The sequence below is a fragment of the Desulfocastanea catecholica genome (assembly GCF_054657295.1).
The window spans coordinates 265144-287007 of sequence record NZ_BAAHYZ010000003.1 but is presented as its reverse complement, the minus strand read 5'-3'; the positions used below and the strand labels follow the sequence as shown (position 1 = coordinate 287007).

At 52.7% G+C, this 21864-nt stretch carries 17 protein-coding genes and 1 tRNA gene; 15 read left to right on the top strand and 3 right to left on the bottom strand.

What is annotated here, in order from left to right; translation table 11 throughout:
• The first annotated feature begins 127 nt into the window (after positions 1 to 127).
• Positions 128 to 1573 carry a hypothetical protein gene (locus ACYQ8U_RS04720; protein ID WP_459944362.1) on the top strand — a complete coding sequence of 482 codons (1446 nt, stop codon included), beginning with the start codon at positions 128 to 130 and terminating at the stop codon, positions 1571 to 1573.
• Positions 1557 to 2810 (top strand): molybdopterin molybdotransferase MoeA, encoded by a 1254-nt coding sequence (locus ACYQ8U_RS04715; RefSeq protein WP_459944361.1) that lies wholly within the window; start codon positions 1557 to 1559, stop codon positions 2808 to 2810. Before ACYQ8U_RS04720 ends, ACYQ8U_RS04715 begins: the two co-directional genes overlap by 17 nt.
• Here ACYQ8U_RS04715 and mutM read toward each other — a convergent pair.
• Complete coding sequence (gene mutM / locus ACYQ8U_RS04710; RefSeq protein ID WP_459944360.1) at positions 2783 to 3613, bottom strand: bifunctional DNA-formamidopyrimidine glycosylase/DNA-(apurinic or apyrimidinic site) lyase; 831 nt, start codon at positions 3611 to 3613, stop codon at positions 2783 to 2785. The genes ACYQ8U_RS04715 and mutM overlap by 28 nt on opposite strands.
• Positions 3591 to 4436: a 4'-phosphopantetheinyl transferase superfamily protein gene (locus ACYQ8U_RS04705; protein ID WP_459944359.1), complete on the bottom strand. Its 846-nt coding sequence runs from the start codon at positions 4434 to 4436 to the stop codon at positions 3591 to 3593. The genes mutM and ACYQ8U_RS04705 overlap by 23 nt, the downstream gene beginning before the upstream one ends.
• Positions 4437 to 4535: 99 nt before the next feature.
• Here ACYQ8U_RS04705 and ACYQ8U_RS04700 point away from each other — a divergent pair, with 99 nt between their 5' ends.
• From ACYQ8U_RS04700 to ACYQ8U_RS04680, 5 genes are read left to right on the top strand one after another with little or no spacing between them, the layout of a single operon-like run.
• Positions 4536 to 5141: a CvpA family protein gene (locus tag ACYQ8U_RS04700; RefSeq protein ID WP_459944358.1), complete on the top strand. Its 606-nt coding sequence runs from the start codon at positions 4536 to 4538 to the stop codon at positions 5139 to 5141.
• 51 nt (positions 5142 to 5192) lie between these two features.
• A complete protein-coding gene (locus tag ACYQ8U_RS04695; RefSeq protein WP_459944357.1) occupies positions 5193 to 5960 on the top strand; it encodes a UPF0280 family protein in 768 nt (255 codons plus the stop codon).
• Between the two features lie 10 nt (positions 5961 to 5970).
• A complete protein-coding gene (locus tag ACYQ8U_RS04690; RefSeq protein ID WP_459944356.1) occupies positions 5971 to 6348 on the top strand; it encodes a PilZ domain-containing protein in 378 nt (125 codons plus the stop codon).
• Between the two features lie 55 nt (positions 6349 to 6403).
• Positions 6404 to 7753: a phosphohexomutase domain-containing protein gene (locus tag ACYQ8U_RS04685; RefSeq protein WP_459944371.1), complete on the top strand. Its 1350-nt coding sequence runs from the start codon at positions 6404 to 6406 to the stop codon at positions 7751 to 7753.
• A 53-nt stretch (positions 7754 to 7806) separates the two neighbouring features.
• Positions 7807 to 9219: a mannose-1-phosphate guanylyltransferase/mannose-6-phosphate isomerase gene (locus ACYQ8U_RS04680; protein WP_459944355.1), complete on the top strand. Its 1413-nt coding sequence runs from the start codon at positions 7807 to 7809 to the stop codon at positions 9217 to 9219.
• 21 nt (positions 9220 to 9240) lie between these two features.
• Here ACYQ8U_RS04680 and mtnA read toward each other — a convergent pair whose 3' ends face one another.
• The gene (mtnA, locus tag ACYQ8U_RS04675) at positions 9241 to 10746 is read right to left on the bottom strand and encodes an S-methyl-5-thioribose-1-phosphate isomerase (RefSeq protein WP_459944354.1); all 1506 of its coding nucleotides are present in this window, start codon (positions 10744 to 10746) and stop codon (positions 9241 to 9243) included.
• A 486-nt stretch (positions 10747 to 11232) separates the two neighbouring features.
• Between mtnA and ACYQ8U_RS04670 the strand changes: the two genes are divergently transcribed.
• The 8 genes from ACYQ8U_RS04670 to ACYQ8U_RS04635 all read left to right on the top strand — a co-directional run bounded on the left by ACYQ8U_RS04670 (position 11233) and on the right by ACYQ8U_RS04635 (position 21570).
• Positions 11233 to 12453 carry an ammonium transporter gene (locus tag ACYQ8U_RS04670; protein ID WP_459944353.1) on the top strand — a complete coding sequence of 407 codons (1221 nt, stop codon included), beginning with the start codon at positions 11233 to 11235 and terminating at the stop codon, positions 12451 to 12453.
• A gap of 194 nt (positions 12454 to 12647) precedes the next feature.
• Positions 12648 to 12986 carry a P-II family nitrogen regulator gene (locus ACYQ8U_RS04665; RefSeq protein WP_459944352.1) on the top strand — a complete coding sequence of 113 codons (339 nt, stop codon included), beginning with the start codon at positions 12648 to 12650 and terminating at the stop codon, positions 12984 to 12986.
• 3 nt (positions 12987 to 12989) lie between these two features.
• Positions 12990 to 15569 carry a [protein-PII] uridylyltransferase gene (gene glnD / locus ACYQ8U_RS04660; RefSeq protein WP_459944351.1) on the top strand — a complete coding sequence of 860 codons (2580 nt, stop codon included), beginning with the start codon at positions 12990 to 12992 and terminating at the stop codon, positions 15567 to 15569.
• 186 nt (positions 15570 to 15755) lie between these two features.
• A complete protein-coding gene (locus tag ACYQ8U_RS04655) occupies positions 15756 to 17084 on the top strand; it encodes a glutamine synthetase family protein (RefSeq protein ID WP_459944350.1) in 1329 nt (442 codons plus the stop codon).
• Positions 17085 to 17247: 163 nt separating this feature from the next.
• Positions 17248 to 17739, top strand: coding sequence for a DciA family protein (locus tag ACYQ8U_RS04650; RefSeq protein WP_459944349.1), 492 nt, complete (start codon positions 17248 to 17250; stop codon positions 17737 to 17739).
• A gap of 64 nt (positions 17740 to 17803) precedes the next feature.
• Entirely contained in the window at positions 17804 to 20131 is a 2328-nt protein-coding gene (cysS, locus tag ACYQ8U_RS04645; protein WP_459944348.1) for a cysteine--tRNA ligase, read from the top strand.
• 19 nt (positions 20132 to 20150) lie between these two features.
• Positions 20151 to 20223, top strand: a tRNA-Arg gene (locus tag ACYQ8U_RS04640).
• A gap of 135 nt (positions 20224 to 20358) precedes the next feature.
• A complete protein-coding gene (locus ACYQ8U_RS04635) occupies positions 20359 to 21570 on the top strand; it encodes a M24 family metallopeptidase (protein WP_459944347.1) in 1212 nt (403 codons plus the stop codon).
• The last annotated feature ends 294 nt before the right edge of the window (positions 21571 to 21864 follow it).

The window sequence follows — 21864 nt, the reverse complement described above, 5'->3', positions numbered from 1 at the left end:
GGGTTTTATGCGCAACAATTTTCTTTTAAAGAGGGTTTGGATTATTTCTTTATGGATTGGATGTGCCATATTGTTCCAAGCCGCCAGCATTCCAGCTGCTAACGGGCCAAATGGAAGCGATGACGGGATGGAAGTATTGACGCGCGGTCCGATCCACGAGGCTTTTGCCGAGGTCAGTGTCGACCAGAGGCAGCCAGGTGTCGTCGTCTCTCGCCCCGTGCCTGAGCCGATAAATGAAATTCCTCCGGAATTTCGCCCTGAAGGGGCTAATGTTACGTGGATTTCCGGGTACTGGAGTTGGGATGAAGAGCAGAATGATTATATCTGGGTCAGCGGAATCTGGCGGGATATACCCCCTGGCCGTCAATGGGTTTCCGGTTACTGGATGCAGGTGGCAGGCGGCAATCAATATGTCCCCGGGTTCTGGAGGAGTACCGAGCAGGCGGAAACGGTGTATCTCCCGCCTCCACCGCAGCCACTGGCATCGAGTCCGAGTTCACCGGCGCTGAGCCCTTCGCATGTGTGGATAAATGGCAGTTGGGTCTGGTATCAAAACGGTTATGCCTGGCAAGGCGGCTATTGGCTCGACCCGAGGCCGAATATGATCTGGATCCCGGCGCACTATATATGGACTCCACGAGGGTATGTTTTTGTGAGGGGCTACTGGGATTATCACTTTGAACGACGGGGAGTGCTGTTCGCGCCACGCTATTACTCGAGGCCGATCTATCGAAACTACGGCTATTTCTACACCCCGAGAATTGTTCTGGATATCGACGCTGTTTTTTTGTCATTATTCATACGCTGGGATTCCCATCACTATTATTTCGGCGATTACTATGGTGCCCGCTACGAAAGGCGCGGCTTTCGCCCCTGGTATTCGAAGCACGCCACCAGGTACGGCTACGATCCCTATTACAGGAGCTACCGCCAGCACCGACTGGATAAAGACAAAGTGTGGGAAAACAACTACCAGCGGCAATTTCAGTATCGCCGTGACCATAAAGACGCACGGCCCCCACGCATATATCGGCCGCAGATGAACCAGAATTTTGAGAAGTCCCGGAGACCGGCAGACAATATCATTGGCAGACGTCTTGATGATGTTGTGGTAAAAAGGGATCAGCCGATAAAATTCACACGTCTGCCGCCGGATCATAGAAGGGTATTTTCGACGCAGGGCAGAACCCGGAATAAGTATCAGGCAGAACGCAGGACGCTCGAGACACGGCCGACAGAAAAAGGGAGGTCCTGGAAACCGGCTGATAGTGGAAGGCCTGAAAAGAGAAAAATGTCTCCCCCGCCAATCAATGTCAACTCGGCAAAGCCACCTTTTGCGGCCAAACCGCAGGGAAAGTATCAGGGGAATCAGCGCGTCAGATCGTCGAAGGAAGCGGTCGATCGATCTCGAACAAATCAGCGGGAACGGCAGCATCTGGAGCAGCGGAACAGATCTCAACCGCCGTTTCAGCCAAAGGCACAGGTAAAACAGCATTCGAACCAGAAAGGTGAAAATAAAGGGAAACCTCAGCCGCAGCGGCAGGCAGGACAGCATCATGCAAAACAACGATAACAACAGGTGCAGTCTGGAGCAGGCGCAGCAAATAATATTTCATACTCTCAAACAGTTGCCGGGGGAGGTCGTTGTTTTGCATGAGGCACGGCAGAGGATTGTTGTCTGCGGTGTTTCCGCCGTTACACCTCGGCCGGCCTTTGATGAGTCAACGCGTGACGGCTATGTCATACCGCACCCTGCTGTTGTCGGCTCCGATACGCCGATACACCGATATACAATTGTTGATGAAATCCCCGCGGGCAAACCGTCTCTGAAGACCTTGGCATCCGGCACCGCCTGCAGAATTATGACCGGGGGATGTGTGCCGAAAGCGGCGGCGCGTGTCGTGCCTTTTGAAGAGTGCATCGAACAGAATGGCAGTGTCGTTATTGCCGACCATGCACTGCAGGCGGCAGAAACATTTATTAAAAAAACAGGCAGTGAGATTGCCCAGGGCGAATTGCTCGTGCCGGCAGGAGAAGTTTTGCAGGCCGACCATCTGGCACTGCTCGCTTCCTGCGGCATGCATTCCGTGGAGGTTGCCGCACGGCCAATCGTCTTCTATGTGTGTACCGGCAGTGAGCTGACGGCTGCGGCGGAAGAACCCGAAATTGGTCAGAAAGTGTCATCGAATTCCTTTCTCTTGGATGGACTGCTTGCCTCAGTTGGTGCTCGTCCGGTAAATATGGGCCTGATACAAGATAGCGAGCAGGAACTTCTTGAGCTTTTTACCAGAGTGCGTACGGATCAACCCGATGAATTGATCACCACCGGAGGGATGGGTCCCGGTAAATATGATCTGGTGGAAAAGACCTTTGCGGCAGCCGGCGGACGGGTACTTTTCAATGCCCTTGCGATGCGACCCGGTCAGTCGGTTCTTTTTGGCCTCCTTGGCCGAACGCTGCTGTTTGGTCTTCCCGGTCCTCCCCATGCCGTTCGTACTCTGTTGCATGAGTTGGTCGGTCCGGCCCTTCTGGCCATGCAGGGGAAAAGAGCCCCATGGCCGAAAAAGATCGCGGCGCACGTGCTGCACCGGATCAAAATAAAACCGCAGACGATTCTCCGCCTGAAAGACGCTGTGCTGGTATTGCAGGACGGGCGATGCTCTGTGCGGTTTGCCGACCGTTTTGAAGTGCCGAATTGCCTTATCCTGCTCGAGCCGGGAAGGTCAGCTTATAGCGAAGGTGAACTGGTTCCAGTACATCTACCGCATGAACTGTCTTACGCTTACTTCTGGCAATGCGGACAGAAATAGCTCGATCTGCCGCCAAGCTTTTGTTTCTCAATTTTCGCTGCACAGAGGTGGCACGCTTTTCCCTCCCTGTCGTAGACCTTGAAATTCATCTGGAAATAGCCCCGTTCCCGGCTGGCATTGAGAAAGTCACTGATGGTTGATCCGCCGCATTCAATCGCCTGGCGGAGAATATTTCGAATTTCGCTCACCAGGCGGACCCATTCCTTGCGGGTGAGCGTCTGTATTTTTCTTCCTGGCCGTATTCCCGCGGCAAAAAGACTCTCGTTGGCGTAAATATTTCCTATGCCTGCCACAGTCTGGTTGGTCATGATAAACAGCTTTACCGCGAGACTTTTTCCTTTGGCCAGTTTCTCCAGATATTCGGCCGAAAATGTATTACTGAAGGGCTCGGGACCGGTTGTCTTGAAGATTGTCTCCTCTCGGCCGGAAACTTCCTCGGCCGAGAGGAAGCGGATGGAGCCAAATCGGCGGCTGTCGTTATAACGAAGTTCGGTGCCGTCATCAAGGGACCAGGAAACATGGTCGTGTTTCGCCTGCGTCGCCGAGGGGGGAAATAGGCCCAGGTTGCCGGTCATTCCCAGATGGATGATGAGCATTTCACCTCCTGCCAGGCTTATCTGCAGGAATTTCGCTCGACGTTCAACCGCGGTGATGGTCTGGTTGACCATTTCCCGCTGCATGGCTTGCATCGGCACGGGATGACGCAGTCTTTTACCGCTGCAGTGCACGGCGGTAACCATGCGACCAAGCAGGAAGGCGCGAAGACCGCGGCAGATAACTTCAACTTCGGGCAGTTCCGGCATGGTTCCGATCCTCGTTGACAAGACAAATGGCCAGGGCGTAATCGCCGAATAGGCCGGCCACAACGCATACTTCCTCGGGCATGTGCCGGTTTCCCTCAGGCCTGATACGCAAACAAAAAACGACAGCGTCCCGCAAATTTTTCAGTTCTGTCACCTGCAAGTCGAGAAATCCGACCATCTGCCAGTAACTCAACGCTTTTTTGGCAGCCTCCTTGGCGGTCCAGAGAAGGGCGAGTCTGGTCAGTGGTTCATGGTTCGGCAAGAATGCTGCAAGTACCTTGTGTTCGTCGACAGCGCAATATTTTTCCTGCACGCGCACAAGGCCTGCCTGCCGCAGCTGCAGATCAATGCCGCACGTGGACCCCGTGACCAGGGCAACTCCATAATCCCCACTGTGGGAAATCGAAATATCCATTTTCAGTGGTTCGGCATGTGCTGCATGGACACGAACGTCCGGTCGACCGCTTACCGTGCTGGCGATCTCAATGTCACCGGATTTCAGTACCAATGCTGGTGTTGTGCTCTGCTGTAAAAAACTCTGAATGGCCATTTTCGCACAGATTCTGCCGGTGAGATATTCCGACCGTCTTTTGGTAAAGCGGTAACCGCTGAGAAGAGCGGCCTCCTTTGGGTGGAGCAGGTGGCGGAAGGGAACATCGGCATCTACCTGCGGCGAGCCGGCGGCCGGGGCAGGAGCGGCTAACAGCCGAAGGAGAACAGGCTGCATTGCCTGGTTGCCAAATATGTCGATTGCCCCCTGGGTGATCGTCGCGGGGAAAAGATTGTTCAGCTGCTTGTCGATGGCGTGAATTGTGAGGTTCATGAGAAAAAGCTTGCAGTTTGAACAGTTCCTGCTAATTTTTGCCCGTAAGGGTCTGGTTGGACAGAACAGAGAGTAATCCAAATCGACTAGAGGTATACTATGGAAATTCCTACCGGTATGACAGCGTATGATCTGGTCATTATCGGCCTGTTCGTTCTTCTCATCGTACGAGGCATGTGGCTGGGGCTGCTCAAACAGGTAACAGGGTTTGTCGCTCTCTATGTCGGCTACTTGGCCGCAGGCCGATATCATGACAGAATCTTGCCCATTTTGCGAGACATATCCGACAACCCCAAGGTAATCTTTCTTACCAGTTATGTACTGCTTTTTCTCGCCACCTATGTGGTGGTGATGCTGTTGGGCAAGGCGCTGGGCTATGTCCTGCAGTTGACCATTACCTCCTGGTTTGATCGATTGCTGGGCGCGGTAATCGGTTTTGCCAAGGCGGGTATTCTTGCCGTTCTGCTGCATATGATTCTCGGCACGATTCTCGCCCCGGAAAATCAGCTGCTGCGCAACTGTGCGACCTGTGACGCCCTGAATAATGCCGCGGGATTTACCCGGGAATTTATCAGTAACGAAGAGGTGCGTAAATCTTTTCTCCAGCAGCAACCGGCAATATCCATCGATGCCGTGAAGGAGTACCTTGCGCCGAGTGAAAAAAATGCTGCCCAGGAGAGTGCACAACCCAAAGATAAAGAATGATGGCGTCGAAAAAAACTCTTCAAGAAAAATACCAGCCTCGGACAGCTGCCTGTGAAGCGTGCCAAAACAAGAAAACCTGCGTCGTATATCGAGCGCGACTATCGAGCAGTGCCGGATCGAGGTGATCTGATCTCTTCCTATGCGACAATAAAAGATACCGATCTGCATATTCTGGCCGACCGGGAGGTGTCGTCTTTGGCCCAGGAACTGGCCCTGCGGTATCGACTGCAGATTGAAAAATACATAGAAAGATTCCCCGAATTTGCCCGTGCGCTGGCGCCGTTTCCTCCTGACGCCCTGGCGCCGCCGATTGTCCGAGAGATGCTGGCGGCCGGCAGCGCTGCCGGGGTTGGACCGATGGCCGCCGTGGCCGGGGTGATTGCCGAATATGTCGGCCGGGGGCTTGTGCACAGCGGCTGCCTGGAAGTAATGGTGGAAAACGGTGGCGATATCTATATCCACCGGAACCGCGACTGTGCCGTGGCCATTTTTGCCGGGGAGTCGCCTCTCAGCCTCCGGGTGGGCGTGAAACTGTCAAGGCGTGCATTGCCGATGGCTGTGTGCACCTCTTCCGGCACGGTGGGCCATTCTTTAAGCCTTGGTCTGGCCGATTCGGTCACCGTTCTTGCCAGGTCAGCCGCTCTGGCCGATGCCGCGGCGACCCGTCTCGGCAATGAGGTCGGTCGAAGCCCCGGCGGGTATGGCATGAAAAGGGCGCTGGAAAAAAGCCGGGACATCGATGGCGTTCTCGGGGTTGTGGTTATTTGCCGGGAAAAGATCGGGGCTGTGGGAGATGTTGAATTGGTCAGTATACACTGAGAGGTAAACAATGACCGACAGCGAAGCGAACACTGCGAGGAAGAAACTGCGACAGGCGGACCGCTGGTATCTCGTTTATTACCTGCGCGTGTTTGATGGAAGGGACCGCAATGTTCTCGGTTACCTGGTCGATATCTCGGAAAAAGGTCTTATGCTTATCTGTGAAAATCCGCTGGAGGTCAATGGCGACTATAGGCTGCGCCTGCGCCTGCCCAATCAGATGAAAGACCACGATGAAATAATTTTCTCGGTAACCTGCAGATGGTGTCAGAAAGATGCCAACCCCGACTTTTACCTGGTTGGCTTTCAGATGCATGACCTTGCGCCGAAGATCCGGGAAATCATTGTCAGCCTGATCCGGGAGTTCCGCTATGGTGATAAAAAGTGATATAATCGTTGTTACCTGTTGTCTTTACTGAAAAGGAAATCATAAATTGAACACGATCTCGCTCCCTTGTTTCAAGGCCTACGATATCCGGGGAAAAGTGCCGGATGAACTGAACGCGGCGCTGGCCGTAAGGATTGGACGAAGTTTCGCCGCGGTGTATAAGCTGAAGAAGGTCGTTGTCGGGCGCGATATCCGGCTCTCCAGTGAAGAGCTTGTCCAGGCGCTGATTTCCGGGCTGCGGGACATGGGCGCAGATGTCCTCGATCTTGGACTCTGCGGCACGGAAGAAATCTATCACGCAACATTCAGCATGGAAGCGGCGGGGGTGGATGGCGGCGTCATTGTCACTGCAAGCCATAATCCCGCCGATTATAACGGCATGAAATTTGTCGTGAAGGGGGCCCGACCAGTCACCGGGGAATCGGGCCTGAAGGAGATGGCACGGTTGATTGTCACGGACAGCCTCCCGGAACCGGCAGCAATGCCCGGCAGGCTGCAGTGTGTCGACAACAAGGCCAACTATATCCAACACCTGCTCGGCTATGTCGATACGAAGAAACTGCAACCGTTAAGGATTGTCGTCAACAGCGGCAACGGCTGTGCCGGGCCGATCATCGATCTGCTCGAGGCGCATCTGCCGTTTCAGTTTGTTCGGGTATACCATGAACCGGACGGTAGTTTTCCCCATGGCGTGCCCAATCCTCTGCTTCCGGAAAACAGAGCGGAAACAACCCGGATGGTCCGGCAACACCGGGCCGATCTCGGTATTGCCTGGGACGGCGATTTTGACCGCTGTTTTTTCTGGGACGAAAAGGGGAATTTCATTGAAGGATATTACCTCGTTGGTCTGCTGGCTCAAGAAATGCTGAAAAGGGAACCTGGAGGAAAAATCCTCTACGATCCGCGTCTGACCTGGAATACCGAGGAGATCGTGCAGCAGGCGGGCGGGCTTGCGGTGATGACCAGAACCGGTCACGCCTTTATCAAGGAGCGCATGCGCCGGGAAAATGCCATTTATGGCGGCGAAATGTCCGCGCACCATTACTTCCGGGATTTTGGTTATTGTGACTCGGGGATGATCCCCTGGCTTCTCGTTGCTGCCCTGCTCTCGGCGGAAGGGAAAAATCTCTCCGAGCTGGTGGCCGATCGAATGGCTGCATTTCCGGTATCCGGCGAAATCAACAATCGGGTCGATGACCCGGAGGCGATTATCGCCAGGATAGAAGAGCAATATGGCAATGGCATAAAGGATGACACCGACGGCCTCTCTCTCGCCTTTGCCGACTATCGTTTTAATATCCGCAAGTCAAACACTGAGCCGCTGCTTCGGCTGAATGTCGAAAGTCGTGGGGATGCAGCGCTTTTACAGGAAAAAACACAGGAACTTTTGCACCTTATTCGTTAACCCATGTCTCTACAGGCACTCACTTTTTAATCTGAATATAAAAAAAGGAAAACATGCGCAAGATACAACCGGTTATTTTGGCAGGAGGTACAGGATCGAGACTTTGGCCCTTATCCAGAGAATTGTATCCCAAACAGCTGCTGCGGCTGACCAACGATAATTCCTTGCTGCAGACGACCCTGCTGCGCGTCAATAACCTGCCGGGGGTGTTGCCCCCGGTTATCGTCGTCGGCGAGGAGCATCGTTTTATCACCCAGACGCAGGTCAAGGAACTGCAGTGTTTTGATAATTATGCCATTCTGCTCGAACCGCTGAGAAGAGACACTGCTCCGGCCATCTGCGGCGCAACGGAGTTTTGCCGGCAGCAGGAAGGGGACCCTGTCCTGCTGATACTGCCCGCGGACCATGTGGTTTTGCACACAGATAAATTTGTCGAAGCTGTCCTGCAGGCGGCTGCACTCGCTGCCGAAGGATCAATCGTTACCTTTGGTATTCAGCCGACCGGACCGGAGACCGGTTACGGCTATATTGAACAGGGCGAGGGCAATAGTGTCACCTCTTTCAAGGAAAAACCCGATCTTGCCGTTGCCGAAGAGTATCTTGCCAGGGGAAATTATTTTTGGAACAGCGGTATGTTTGCCTTTACTGCCGCAACGTTCATGCAGGAAATGGAAAAATTCGCCCCTGAGATGCGCGCCTGTATGACTGCCTCGGTTGAAAAAGGGACCACGGACGGCCGCTTTTTCCGCTTTGACAGGTACGAAATGAGCAAATGTCCCAGCGGCTCAATCGACTACACCCTGATGGAAAAGACCGCTGTTGTCGCGATGGTGGCCGCCGATCTGGGCTGGAGTGATATCGGTTCGTGGAAGGCCCTGTGGGATGTTCTGGATAAAGACGAAAAAGGCAATGTCACCAGGGGAGATGTCCTGCTGGAAGATACCCGCAATTGTCTGGTTTCTTCAGAGAATATGCTTGTCGCCGCTGTTGGAATGGAGGATACCCTGGTGGTTGAAACGGCCGATGCCATCCTCGTTGCCCCGCTGTCGAGATCACAGGATGTGAAAAAGGTGGTAACCCGCTTGAAAAAAGAGCGGAGAAAAGAGTTCAGCCTGCATACGACCGTGTATCGCCCCTGGGGCAGCTATACGGTGCTGGAAGAACAGCCGCGTTTTCAGATTAAGCGAATAACCGTCACGCCGGGAGCAAAACTCTCCCTGCAGATGCACCACCATCGCCACGAGCACTGGGTGGTGGTTTCCGGAACGGCGCGGATCGTCAATGGTGAAGACGAGATCCTGCTCCATGAGAACCAGTCGACCTATATCCCGGCCGGCACCATACATCGACTTGAGAATCCGGGAGTTATCGCCCTGGAACTTATTGAGGTGCAGAACGGCAGCTATCTGGGAGAAGACGACATCGTTCGATTTGATGATGTCTATGGTCGACTGGAGCAGAATTAACGAGTAATGCCAACGGGGCCACTATTGTGCGGCCCCGTCCTGTTTTTCCAGCAGTTCGCGCTTTCGCTGCTGAAAAGCTTCGACGTATTTAGTCAACACCCGCCTGCCGTTTTTATTGATTTTGAGAAATGTAACACCGGAAATATAGCGACCGTCCTGGGGATGGGCGTGGGTCGTTCGTCCCTCCAGGTCCACCAGGTCGTCCTCAATGCCGAGGGTAATGAGCAGGCGCGTGTCGGTTGCCAGCGGAATCGTCGTTTCCAGTTTGATGCCGTCGACACTGACATCAATGGTTCGTCCCATTGAGTAGATGCCGGGCTTGCCTTCTTCATCCAGGACGATATAGTCGAGGAGATGGAGGGAATCGTATCGGATGAATTTTCTCTGCTCTCGTTTTTTCATAGTCCTTCCTGAAGACGTATCTCTCTTGGCATCATACTCTGGAAAGAGCCGGTGGATTGCTTTTTTTTCGGCTTTTACCACGCCACGTTCGGTTATAAGTCCGGTTACCAGTCTGGCGGGGGTCACGTCAAAAGCATAGTTTGCCGCTTTCGTTCCGTTTGCCGTTAAGGTAACCGTTGAAATTTCACCGTCTTTATCCTTTCCTGAGATGGTGGTAATTTCCTCCTCCGATCTTTGTTCTATCGGAATTTCCATACCGTTGTCAAGTTTCCAGTCGAAAGTTGATGAAGGCAGGGCGACATAAAAGGGGATGTTGTTGTCATGCGCCGCCAGGGCTTTCAGGTAGGTACCGATTTTATTGGCAACATCGCCGGTGTGCGTTGTTCGATCAGTGCCGACGATGACCAGATCGACCATGCCGTGCTGCATGAGGTGGCCGCCGCAGTTGTCGCAAATAAGGGTGTTGGCAATCTTTTCCTGCTGCAACTCCCAGGCGGTGAGTCGTGCCCCCTGATTCCAGGGCCGGGTTTCATCCACCCAGACATGCACCGGGATACCGGCATCCCGCGCCGCATAAATCGGTGCCGTGGCACTGCCGTGATCAACAAAAGCCAGCCAGCCTGCATTGCAATGGGTGAGAATGTTTAGTGGTGCACCCCGCTTTTTCCTGCTGATTTCCTTGATGATGTCAAGACCATGTTCGCCTATCTGTTTGCAGAACAGGGCGTCTTCATCGGCAATGGCGCATGCGGTGGTAAAGGCTCTGTCACGTTTCTCAGCAATATCCGGAGTGTGCTCAATTGCTGCAAGGACGCGGTCGATGGCCCAAATCAGGTTGCGTGCGGTCGGCCTGCTGTTGCCGAGCCTTTCGGCAAAGTGTGCAAGATATGCGGTGAAATCCAGTTCCGGGGCTTCCATAGATGCGAGAAACATCGCAAAACCGGCGGTAGCGCCGATGAGCCCGGCTCCGCGGACATGCATATCCCGAATAGCGCTGATTGCCTGCTCCCCGGTGGTAAGCGTTTCGATGACAAACTTGTGGGGCAGCTGTCTCTGGTCGATAATGCAGATGTGCCGGTGGTTGTGAGGATCCGGCCAAATTGTCCGGTAATGTCTGTTGTTCACTCTCATGGTTGGAAAGGCTGGTCGGCAGGCAGGGTTATCGGTTGAAATATCGATTTATCCTGAAAGTATACACCATATTTGTGGCAAGAGAAAATGTAAATCTATCCAACACAGCCGTCTTGACAGGTATCGTCTGATTGATGCCCATGGCTTGTCGTCCTGGTAACTGCACCGTCATTTTCGCCATTGTTGTTTAAAAAAGAATTTACCCGACATTAATGTAATAAAAGATCAAATAAATAACATAAATGTAATGAAAATCCCTTTTATCGATTGTTTGTTTTGGCCAAAAAATCTCCTGAAAACTATTTTATAGGTGAATTGGCAAAGTCTGGCATAAACATTGCTTTGCCATGGGAGCAGAAGATCCAGGGGTGTCGACCTGTGCATTGTTATCAAGGTTGGCAGTTTTTAAAATACTGTACCGGGGGGGTGAGCGCTGCTCACGCTGTCGGGTGCAAGCAGCATCTCATCGGGAGGGAGAAGATGGACAAGGCGGATACCGCATTTATCCTGGCGGCTGCGGGGCTGGTGTTACTGATGACCCCGGGGTTGGCCTTGTTTTATGGTGGCATGGTGCGAAGAAAAAATGTCCTTGGCACTATAATGCAGAGTCTCATCCTGATTGCGGTGATATCGATTGAATGGGTGTATCTGGGCTATTCCATGTCTTTTGGACCTGATGTCGGCGGCTTTATCGGCGATCTGTCCTGGTTTGCCTTACACGGGGTGACCAATGCGCCAAGCCCTGATTATGCCACGACTATTCCTCAGACTGTGTTCATGATCTACCAGTGTATGTTTGCCATTATTACCCCCGCCCTGATTACCGGTGCGTTTGCCGAGCGGGTGCGATTTGTGCCGTTTCTGGTCTTCTCCCTGCTCTGGGCTATCCTGGTCTATAATCCTGTGTGTCACTGGATCTGGGGCAAGGGGGGCTGGCTGGCGAGTCTTGGTGTGCTTGATTTTGCCGGAGGACTTGTCGTCCATGCAACCTGCGGAGCGGCTGCGCTGGCCGGAGTTCTGGTGCTCGGTTCCCGGAAAGGATATGGCAAGGCCAGTTTTATGCCCCATAATCTGCCCATGACCATGATGGGCACCGGCATCCTCTGGTTTGGTTGGTTTGGTTTTAACGGCGGATCAGCACTTGCCGTCAATGACATCGCGGCAACCGCCTTTGTCGCCACGCATCTGGGCGGAATGGCCGGGATGCTGCTGTGGGTAGTCATGGAATGGCTTTTTCAGAAAAGAGCAACGACCCTGGGCGCCGCCTCGGGCGCCATTGCCGGCCTGGCCACCATCACCCCCACTGCCGGTTTTGTCGGACCTAATTCGGCTATCATCATTGGGTGTATTGCCGGGGTGGTCTGTTATCTGGCGGTGAACTCCAAGACCAGACTTGGGCTGGATGACTCGCTTGACGTTGTCGGCATCCACGGTGTGGGCGGCATTGCCGGGACCATCTGTCTCGGGTTTTTTGCCTCAACCACGGTCAACCCCGGGGGTGTTGACGGCTTTTTTTTCGGTAATCCCTCGCAGGTGGGCAAACAGCTGTTAGGAGTTGTCGTTGTTGCCGGCTATGCCTTTGTTATCAGCTGGATTCTTTTCAAGGTTATCCACGGCACCCTGGGCATGCGCCTTGCCGAAGATGCCGAGGTTCAAGGAATGGATTCTACTGAGCATTCCGAAACGGCATATAATACCTAAGCCGAACTTGTCCGTGTACAGTTCAGTATATAATATGTTACCTTTACCAGGCATTGAGCAGGCAGCCGGATGAATGGGCGGGGGTCGTCGCACGATAAAAAAGACGTCGATGTAGTCGATTTACCTGGTTGATTTTGTCAACACGAGGCCTCTGAATATTGCAGTACGCAGGGGTCTTTAACAAGGAAAAGGTTATGAAAAAGATAGAAGCAATCGTCAAACCATTTAAGCTGGATGATGTGAAAGATGCCCTGAACGGCATTGGCATTACCGGGATGACCATCTCTGAGGTAAAAGGGTATGGCCGGCAGAAGGGACATACCGAGATCTATCGTGGCGCGGAGTATATTGTTGATTTTATTCCCAAGATAAAAATTGAGATTGTCGTTCCCGCTGATCTGGTCGGGCAGGTGGTCGATACGATCAGGATCGCCGCCAACACCGGCAAGATTGGCGATGGGAAGATTTTTGTCTTGCCTGTCGAGCGTGTTGTGCGGGTGCGGACTGGGGAAGAAGATCGTGACGCGGTGTGAGAGATGATTTCTGCATTCCGGGCCAGGCGAAAAGTCTTGGAGGAGAGTTGGTGGGCGCAAGGCGGCACCGGCAATGATTTTCTGCTGGGCCTGAGCCGGGCGGTTGATGAATACATTGTCGACAGCTATAAGCAGACAGCGGTGCAGGGAGGTGACGAAAGAATAGCCCTCGTGGCCCTCGGCGGGTATGGCCGCAGGGAGTTGTTTCCCTTTTCCGATATCGATCTGATGATTCTTTATCACCCCAAGCTGAAGAAGCAGATAGCCGCGGTCACCGATGCGGTGCTGTATCCGCTCTGGGATACCGGCATGGAGGTCGGGCATGGGGTCCGTACCGTTGCCGAGTCGATCAGCCATGCCCGGGAAGACTATTTTTTTCTCGTTGCTCTCCTTGATGCCCGGCTGATCTGCGGTTCACAGCCTTTGTTCGAGGAGCTGCTGCAGGCCTATCGTAAGCGCTATGTCGATGGACATCGGGAAAAGTTCGTCGAGAAAATGAAGGCCCATCGCCAGAGTCGTCGCGAGCGTTTTGGCAGCCACAGCTATCTTCTCGAACCGCATATCAAGGAGGGACGGGGCGGCATGCGGGATATCCAGGCGATGATGTGGACGGCCCGTGTGGTTTTCGGCCTGAACAGCCTGGACGATATCCAGGGAGCGGGCCTTTTGCTGGATGAAGAAAAAAAGGAATTTGTCGAGGCCAGGGAAACCCTCGTTCGGTTGCGCTGTCATTTGCATTTCATGAGTAAGCGTAAGAATGATCAGCTCTATTTCGAGCAGCAGGAAGATATGGCCGGGTTGTTCAACTACCGTACGGGCAGCGGGGTGCGCGGGGTAGAGCTGTTTATGCGCGATACCTATAGCGCGCTGCAGACCATAAGTGTCGTTACCGATCTGTTTTTCGATCATGTCGACGAGGTGCTTGGACTGGCCGGCAGGAACAGGATGGTGGCTGATAAGGTCGTCGAGAGCGGTATAGAAATCAGGACCGGCAGGGTGCACCTTACCGCAAGCCGGTCGCAGCTCGTTGCCAGGCCGCAGACGCTCCTGCGGATGTTTCTGGCCATGTCCCGTACCGGACTGCCGATGCACCACAGGAGCCGCAAGGTGCTCTCGGAACTTGTCGGCCTGATCACCGATAAAGAGCGATCCTCGCCGAGATTTGCCAAAACTTTTTTCACCCTGCTCCTTGAGGCAAAGGATATTGCCCTGGTGCTGGCAACGATGCTGGAAACCGGCGTGCTGACCGCCTGTATTCCGGAATTTGCCAAGATCACCACTTTGGCTCAACATGATCTCTATCATATCTATACCGTCGATCGGCATTCTCTGCAGGCGGTGACGGAGCTGCATGGCCTGGTTGCCTCCGGCACCGGAGCGGCGCAGAAGGTTAAGGATATGAAGGTGTTGTATCTTGCCGCCCTGCTGCACGATATCGGCAAGGGTTCAGGCCGGGATCACTCTCTCGAGGGAGCGGCGCTGGCCGGGGAAATAGGCCAGCGGTTTTGTTTGACCAGGGAAGAGTGCGACACGCTCACGTTTCTCATCAGGTACCATCTTTTTATTCCGGAGAATGCCCTGCGGCGTGATTTGAACGATGCTATTTTTATTAAACGATGTGCCGAGACCATCGGTGATCTGAGCCGCCTTGCCATGCTCTATCTGCTCTCGGTCGCTGATTCAAAAGCGACCGGGCCGTCGGCCTGGAGCGACTGGAAAGCCTCGCTGATGGAGGAGCTGTATCTGAAGATCTGTCCCTATCTGGAGTATGGTCGCCATGAAATCGATGATGCGACCGCCCATGAAGAGCAGGGAGTGGAGTGGTTGCGGGAGCAGATTCGTCTGCAGTTGAAAGGCGCCGGGGAGCTGAAGATAGATCCGGAGACCCTGAGCACCGATTATATCCTCTCCTTTTCTCCGCAGGTGATTGCCGGACATGTGCGGACACTCAGTGAAAATTTTCAGCGTATTCGCCAGAAGTCGCTGATTGTCGCTGAGAAGATTGACGAGAGCTGGTCGCTGTTGATCATGACCAAAGACCGACCAGGATTGCTGGCGAAAATTTGTGGCGTGATGGCACTCAACAACCTTTCTGTCGTCAAGGCGCAGATTTTCACCTGGAAGGACGGCACCGTCGTTGATGTGATCGATGTTCGTTCGACAAATGGCCTGAGTTTTGCAGAAAAAGATTGGAAGGCACTGAACGACCAGCTTGATCTGGCCATAGAACATCGGATGGGTTTGAGCCACCGCCTGTACAGCAAGCTGTCCTCGACCTATGGTCGCCGGACGCAGATGGTCGGGGATGTTGCCTCGAAAATTATCTTCGATAATGCAAGTTCGGAGAAGTATACGGTTATTGAGGTCTACGCGGCGGATCTGCCCGGCCAGCTCTACCATATCACCCAGGCCATGGCGGATTTTGGTTTGAATATCCACAAGGCCTATATCGCAACAGAGGTAGAGCAGTTGATCGATGTATTTTATGTGCTCGATTCAACGGGACAGAAATTGGTTGACGAGGCGTTCGTTAAAGAGGTTACAGAGGGCATCCTGCATTTCACAAGCCATTCGGCGAAATAAGCCGGCCGATTTTTCTTTGCGGCTGGGGAGGGGGTGTTCCGTTGTAAAAAATGACAAACATGTAATGAAATTTCATTTGTTTGTTGCAAATATTGTCAGAAATGTTAATGAGGAATTGATTTATTCCGGATCACACAACGCTGGCAATGGAAAAAAATACTATTGAATAGAAAGGAGATTGTTGAAATGACAAGAGAAGAAATAATGCAAATCATTGAGGATGAAAATATTCAATTCTTTCGCCTCCAGTTTGTCGATATCTTTGGTTTTATGAAAAACGTGGCCATTCCCAAGAGCCAGATCGAAAAAGCCTTGGACGGTGACATGATGTTTGATGGGTCTTCCATCGATGGTTTTGTGCGCATCGACGAATCGGATATGTATCTCAAGCCCGACTACGACACCTTTACCGTTCTCCCCTGGAGAAACAAAGATGGCGTCGCTGCTGCCCGAATTATCTGCGATGTCTATAAATCGGATGGAACGCCGTTCTCCGGCTGCCCGCGTGTTAACCTCAAGCGTGTTCTGGCCGAAGCGAAGGCCCTTGGCTATACCATGAATGTCGGCACGGAGGCGGAGTTTTTCCTCTTTGAAAAAGATCAGGACGGTCTGGCCACTACCATCACCAATGATGTCGCCGGATATTTCTCTCTCGACCCTGAGGATACCGGCAACAACTGTCGCCGTGAAATCATTGAAACCCTCGAGAAAATGGGTTTTGAGATCGAGGCCTCCCACCACGAAGTGGCCGAGGGACAGCATGAGATTAACTTCAAATATGCCGACGCCCTGGCCGCCGCCGATAACACGGTTACCTTCAAGTGGGTTGTCAAGTCCATCGCCGCAAAATATGGCTTGCACGCGACCTTTATGCCGAAGCCTATTTTCGGTATCAACGGTTCGGGAATGCACACCAACCAGTCCCTGTTCAACCTGGACGGCACCAACGCATTTTTTGATGAATCCGACCCGCTGAAGCTTTCCAAGGTCGCCTACGCCTATATTGCCGGCGCACTGAAAAATGCCCGTACCTTTGCCGCGGTAACCAATCCGCTGGTCAACTCCTATAAACGGCTGGTTCCCGGCTATGAGGCTCCTGTGTATTGTGCCTGGTCCGCATCGAACCGCTCGGCGCTTATTCGTATTCCGGCCGCCCGCGGCCTGTCGACCAGGACGGAAATTCGCTGCCCGGATCCAACCTGTAATCCCTACCTGGCTTTCGCCATGATGTTGAACTCGGGCCTTGACGGGGTAAAGAACAATTTGACACCACCAGCCGAGGTGAGGCGTGACATTTTCAAAATGACCGCTGCGGAAATGACAGAGTGCGGCATTGCCACCTTGCCGGCCAACCTCAAGGAAGCCATTAATGAGTTCAAGGCCAACCCCCTGAGCAAAGAAACTCTCGGTGCGCATATTTTTGAAAAATATGTCGAGGCAAAAGATAAAGAGTGGGATCGCTTCAGAACCGCGGTAACCGATTGGGAACTCGACGAATATCTGACCGTTTATTAATCGATTTTCTCTATAAACGATAGTCTTTGGCCCGCACTCCTCGATAAGGAGTGCGGGCTTTTTCGTTTTTGATCCATCGTTTAGGGTGGGCAGGGCTTGCAGATTGCGCTTTTTCTAGGTAAAGAGTGGAGATGATTATTGTGGTACAAGGACGGAAGCAACGATGGCCGGAAGGATAAAATCCAATCAAAACAGCATTTCTCGGTTACTTCCCGAGCTACTCCATGCGCAAGGGTGGGAGAAACAACTTGACCTGCATTCAATTTTCCCCAGATGGAAGGAGATCGTCGGGGAAGAGATGGATGAGTACGCCCAGCCATTGAAGATCGAACGCGGGGTGCTCTGGCTGGAGGTGACCAATTCGTCCTGGCTGCAGCAGTTACAGTATGAAAAGGTCGAACTGCTGGATACCTTGAACCGTTTTTTCCGGCTGTCGAGACTCCATGATATTAAGATGGTCCTGCCGAAAGGCAAGACAGCCAAGACCGGCAAGGCCGGGCCGCCACCTTTTCCCGCGGTAAAGTTTGTCAAGCCGAGTGAGGAGAAAATTGCAGCCTTCCAGCGGCAGGTTGCATGTATCGCCGATGAACAGTGTCGGGAGGCGCTTATGCAGTTGTGGTATCTTTCCGAGGCATGTCAGAGAAAGATGGAATAAGCCGCTCCAGAAGTCGGTCTTTGTTCTCAAGTTGTTATCCCAATGTTATTACGGGCAATGAAAAATGTTACATGAAAATATACTAAGTGCAATCGGCAACACCCCGCTCATCAGAATTAATCGACTGTTCCAGAGCGCATCGGTTTCGATCTACGGCAAACTGGAATCGACCAATCCAGGCGGCTCGGTGAAGGAGCGTATCGCCCTCTCCATGATCCTTGCGGGCGAAGCGAGCGGGGCGCTGACTCCGGATAAAATCGTTCTTGAGGCAACCAGCGGCAATACCGGTATCGGCCTGGCCATGGTCTGTGCCGCCAAGGGCTATCGTTGTGTGCTGGTGATGCCGGAATCGGCCAGTATCGAGCGGCGAAAAATCATGCAGGCCTATGGCGCCGAGATCCTCCTTACTCCTGCCAACAGGGCAACGGACGGGGCCATAGAAAAGTCCTACGCCATGGTGCGGGAATTTCCGGACCGCTATTTTCTCACCGACCAGTACAATAATGCGGCGAACTGGCGGGCGCATTACGATCATACCGCCCCGGAGATCTGGCAGCAGACGGACGGCCGGGTCACGCATCTGGTGGCGACGCTGGGCACCTCCGGCACCATCATGGGACTATGCGCCTGGTTCCATGAATTTCACCCCCACGTCAAGGTGATTGCCGTTGAACCGCACCTGGGCCACAAAATCCAGGGACTGAAAAACATGAAGGAGTCCTACAAGCCGGGTATCTTCGATAAATCCGTTCCGGATGAGATCGTCCTGGTCGACGATGAGGACGCCTTCAGCATGGCCAGAAAACTTGCCAGTAACGAAGGGATGCTTGTCGGTATGAGCAGCGGCGGCGCCATGGCCGCGGCCATCAAATATGCAGAAACACTGGACAGCGGCCTGGTGGTCGTCATCCTGCCGGACGGCGGGGAGCGCTATCTCAGTACACCGCTTTTTACGCCGCCTAAAAAACCGGACGGCAAGAAGAAGCTGCGTTTTTTCAACACCATGTCGAAGAGAAAGGAGGACTTTGTCCCGCAAAAAGAGGGACACGTCACCTTTTATTCCTGTGGACCGACCGCTTATGAAATGGCCAATCTTAATCTCTGCCGCAGATTCATCGTCTCGGACCTCATCACCCGGACCCTCGAATCCAAAGGGCTGCAGGTCGATGCCTATATGAACTTTACCGATATCGACGATAACACGATCGCCGGTGCGGAAAAAGCGGGCAAACCGTTAAAGGAGTATACCCAGGAGTATATTGCCGGTTTTATGGAAGATATGGACACCCTCGCCGTAAAACGGGCCAAGGGCTATCCGATGGCTTCCGAGCATGTCGCCGACATGATCGAGATCGCCCATGAACTCATTCATAAAGGCTATGCCTATGAAAAACACGGCTCCATTTACTTTGATATTTCAAAGTTTAAAAAATACGGCCGACTCTCCGGTATTGATCTGAGCAAGATCCAGCTGGGCAAAACGGTCGATCTTGACAACTATGAAAAGGATAATCCCCGGGACTTTACCCTGCTGAAAAGATCCACCCTCGGCGAACTGAAGAAGGGTATTTTTTTTGAGACGGACTGGGGTAACGTCCGCCCCAGCTGGCATGTGGAATGTTCGGCGATGGCCACCAGGAACCTCGGCGCCACCATGGATATCCATACCTCAAGCAGGAACCTGATCTTTCCGCACCATGAAAATGAGATTGCCATTGCCGAATCCCTCACCGGCAAGCCGCTGGCCAACTACTGGCTGCACTCCGAGCTGGTGCTCGTCGACGGCAAAAATATGTCGGTTGATGCCGGCAATAACGTCACCCTCCGCGAGCTGCTCCGGCGTGGGTATACGGGACGCGAGGTACGCTTCATGCTGCTTTCGGTGCACTACCGCAAACCAGTGAATTTTTCTTTTAAGCGAATGGATAATGTCCGTACCGCTCTCAGAAGGCTTGATGAATTTACCTGCAAGCTGAATTGCCTGCCCTCCGGTAAACCCCATCCCGAGATCACCGCCTTTGTTTCGGCCATGGAAAAACAGTTTATCGAGGCAATGGACGATGACCTGAATGTATCCAACGGCATGGGGGCAATTTATCAGTTCATCAAAAAGGTATACCCGATTCTCCAGGTCAACCATCTCGACAGGGACCAGAAGAACTACATCCTCGAAACCCTTGGCCGGTTAAACCAGGTACTTGATGTGTTTCGCCTGCAGGGCTGTCCCCTGGCCCCCGATGTCAACGCCCTCATCCAGCGCCGAGAACAGGCCAGGCTGCTGAAAGACTGGAAGGCGGCCGACGAGGCCAGGGAAGAACTGGCCAGAAAGGGCATTGTCATCATCGATACGGAGAACGGCCCCGTCTGGAAAAGGGGGAGAGATGTGGAGTAAGGACAAGATTATCAAAAATCGCCAGTAGCTCAGCTGGATAGAGCTACGGACTCCTAATCCGTGGGTCACAGGTTCGAATCCTGCCTGGCGTACAGTAATTACAAAGGGTTACTCTGCATAATCAGCTGATTAACTCCTTTTTTATGGGATGGATTATCCAATGTTGGATAATCCACACAAAAACAATATGATATAAAAAGAGAGTTTCAACCGAAAGGAGCAACAAGATGCACCCCATTGAATCTGCCAATAATTTCAAGGTTCCCAAGACCGAAATAATTCAGCGGATATCCAATCTGCAAAAGGCCATGCAGGAAAACGACATAAACGCTGTGTTCATCGTTCAGCGTCAGGATCTGTACTATTTTTCAGGAACCGCCCAAAACGCCTTTCTTTATGTTCCTGCGGAACAGACGCCGACCCTGTTCGTAAGAAAATATATGCCCAGGGCGGAAATGGAAACGGCCATAGCGCGCAAGATCGAAATCAGCTCTGTCAAGGAACTGCCGGGCCTGATCACCGATATCTACGGCAGCATAGCGCAAGTAATCGGATTCGAACTTGATGTCATGCCGGTGAAGGAATTTCGGTTTTACCGCCAAGTTCTCGGTCCCAAAAAATGCACGGACGCTTCCTCCATGATCCTGAACCTGCGCATGCTCAAGTCCCAATGGGAAATAGCCCAGATGAAAAAGACCGCACGGATATCCGCCGCCGTCTTTAATTATATCAAAACGGCCATTCGGCCAGGGATTTCGGAAATCGAGTTTTCGGGAATTTACGAGACTTTTGCCAGAAAACTCGGTCACGGTGCCGGTATTCGGGTTAGGGACTACCGGAGCGAAATCTACAACTGGCATATCTTATCGGGCGTCAACGGCGGCATGGCCGGACTGCTGGACGCTCCGGCAAGCGGCCTGGGCACGTCTCCGGCCTTTCCATGCGGTGCATCCGGCAAACTGCTGGCATCCGACGAACCGATCATGATCGACATGTCGACAGTGGTCAACGGCTACCACGTAGACGAAACCCGGATGTTCGCCATCGGCAGCATGCCCAAAGCCGCCGAGGATGCCTGCCGCGCATCCATCGACATTCACAATTTGGTTCTTGAGGCGGCAAAACCAGGTGTGACTGTCGATGAGCTCTACGAGATTTCGATAGGCAGAGCCCATCAGCTGGGATATGCCGATCAGTATCTCGGTCCACCCGGCTACAAGGTGACGTTCATCGGTCACGGTGTCGGGGTCGAACTGGTCGAACCACCCTACATCGCAAAAGGCAGAAAAGACCGCTTGACGCCGGGTATGACCATCGCACTTGAGCCCAAAATGGTGTTTGAAAACCAATTTTCAGCCGGCATCGAGAGCATGTTTGTCGTAACCGAAACCGGGGCCGTGCTTCTCAGCGAGGTGCCGGTGGACATTTTCATCTGTTGATCTACAATTTAGAAATGCGGTGTCTGACCTCTTTTTCTTGTAAATAGTTTGCGACACTAGCATTTTTTTCTTGGCAAAAGTAGCGGCTAGTATGAGTCATCTTTTCCGATGAAGTTTATATATGTTTGTTGTTATTTAAACATTCATGCTTTTGTGTTGAGTTCAAGTCAAACGAATATTTAATAATTGAACCAAGAAGGCATTAATTTGATGAGCTCGTAATAATCGGGCTTTAGCCCATCTTTTTGCGAATCGCTACCAAACTCCTTTGTAACGTGCATTTTTCAATTTCGA

What these genes read in the sequence shown, in the direction of transcription:
- ACYQ8U_RS04670 (WP_459944353.1), top strand. Translation starts at nt 11,233, where the DNA reads ATGGACAAGGCGGATACCGCATTTATCCTGGCGGCTGCGGGGCTGGTG.
- ACYQ8U_RS04635 (WP_459944347.1), top strand. Translation starts at nt 20,359, where the DNA reads ATGCACCCCATTGAATCTGCCAATAATTTCAAGGTTCCCAAGACCGAA.
- ACYQ8U_RS04655 (WP_459944350.1), top strand. Translation starts at nt 15,756, where the DNA reads ATGACAAGAGAAGAAATAATGCAAATCATTGAGGATGAAAATATTCAA.
- cysS (WP_459944348.1), top strand. Translation starts at nt 17,804, where the DNA reads ATGTTACATGAAAATATACTAAGTGCAATCGGCAACACCCCGCTCATC.
- ACYQ8U_RS04705 (WP_459944359.1), bottom strand. Translation starts at nt 4,436, where the DNA reads ATGAACCTCACAATTCACGCCATCGACAAGCAGCTGAACAATCTTTTC.
- ACYQ8U_RS04650 (WP_459944349.1), top strand. Translation starts at nt 17,248, where the DNA reads ATGGCCGGAAGGATAAAATCCAATCAAAACAGCATTTCTCGGTTACTT.
- mutM (WP_459944360.1), bottom strand. Translation starts at nt 3,613, where the DNA reads ATGCCGGAACTGCCCGAAGTTGAAGTTATCTGCCGCGGTCTTCGCGCC.
- ACYQ8U_RS04720 (WP_459944362.1), top strand. Translation starts at nt 128, where the DNA reads ATGGAAGTATTGACGCGCGGTCCGATCCACGAGGCTTTTGCCGAGGTC.
- ACYQ8U_RS04700 (WP_459944358.1), top strand. Translation starts at nt 4,536, where the DNA reads ATGGAAATTCCTACCGGTATGACAGCGTATGATCTGGTCATTATCGGC.
- ACYQ8U_RS04690 (WP_459944356.1), top strand. Translation starts at nt 5,971, where the DNA reads ATGACCGACAGCGAAGCGAACACTGCGAGGAAGAAACTGCGACAGGCG.
- ACYQ8U_RS04715 (WP_459944361.1), top strand. Translation starts at nt 1,557, where the DNA reads ATGCAAAACAACGATAACAACAGGTGCAGTCTGGAGCAGGCGCAGCAA.
- ACYQ8U_RS04665 (WP_459944352.1), top strand. Translation starts at nt 12,648, where the DNA reads ATGAAAAAGATAGAAGCAATCGTCAAACCATTTAAGCTGGATGATGTG.
- glnD (WP_459944351.1), top strand. Translation starts at nt 12,990, where the DNA reads ATGATTTCTGCATTCCGGGCCAGGCGAAAAGTCTTGGAGGAGAGTTGG.
- ACYQ8U_RS04680 (WP_459944355.1), top strand. Translation starts at nt 7,807, where the DNA reads ATGCGCAAGATACAACCGGTTATTTTGGCAGGAGGTACAGGATCGAGA.